We start from the raw sequence: 983 nt of genomic DNA, 5'->3' as shown, positions 1-983 counted from the left end.
CTAGACGAGTAAGTCCTAAGTCCGGGCGGTGCCTGAAGACGGACGAAGGGTGTTCAAGATCCGTTTGTGACGACAGACCTGAACACCCTTCTCACCGCACTTTACGTCAAGATCGATGACCACTTGGGCAGGCCCGCCCGGACCGGACGGCCACCGCGGCTGACCGACGCCGAACTACTCACCCTCGCCGTCGCCCAAGCCTTGCTCGGCATCCGATCCGAGGCTCGCTGGCTGCGGTTCCTGCCTCGCCACCTGCCCGGCGCTTTCACTTACCTGCCACAGCAATCCGGTTACAACAAGCGACTACGCACCGCGGTCCCGCTGCTCAAGAAAGTCATCCGGCTGCTCGCCGCCGACACCGACCTGTGGACCGACGCGACCTGGGTGGTCGACTCCACCCCGGTCGAGTGCGCCCGCTCCCGCGAAGCCGCGAAACGCTCCGAACTGGCCGGCTGGGCCGGCTACGGCTACTGCTCGTCACACTCGCGGTTCTTCTGGGGCCTGCGCCTGCACCTGGTCTGCACCCCGGCCGGACTCCCGATCACCTGGGCCCTGGCCAACCCGAAACTCGATGAGCGCCAGGTACTGATGGCCGTCCTGGACCACGACCCGTCCGTGCTGGCCGACCGGCCCGGCCTGCTGATCATCGGCGACAAGGGCTACATCTCCCGCGAACTGGACGCGTTCCTGGCCGAACGCGGGGTCCGGCTGCTGCGCCCGTCGTATCGCAACCGCACCCCGCACCCGGCCCAGCACCTGCTCAAACCCGTCCGCCAGCTGATCGAATCGGTCAACGACACCCTCAAAGGCCAGCTCGACCTCGAACTGCACGGCGGACGCACCATCGACGGCGTCACCGCCCGCATCGCCCAACGCCTGCTCGCATTGACCGCCGCGATCTGGCACAACCGCGCCACCGGCCAGCCCACCACCAGATCCCTGATCGCCTACGACCACTGATCAGTTAGGACTTACTCGTCTAG

Annotated in this window: 1 protein-coding gene; it reads left to right on the top strand. The window is 66.5% G+C overall.

The genetic code is table 11. From position 1 onward, the window contains the following. Nucleotides 1-66: 66 nt before the first annotated feature. Nucleotides 67-960 (top strand): IS982 family transposase, encoded by an 894-nt coding sequence (locus SK803_RS46355; protein WP_319972644.1) that lies wholly within the window; start codon nt 67-69, stop codon nt 958-960. The last annotated feature ends 23 nt before the right edge of the window (nt 961-983 follow it).

The organism is Lentzea miocenica (assembly GCF_033949945.1).
In the GTDB taxonomy this organism is placed as follows: Bacteria; Actinomycetota; Actinomycetes; order Mycobacteriales; family Pseudonocardiaceae; genus Lentzea; species Lentzea miocenica.
Note: the sequence above shows the minus strand (reverse complement) of the source record. Positions and strands in the feature narration are given on the sequence as shown.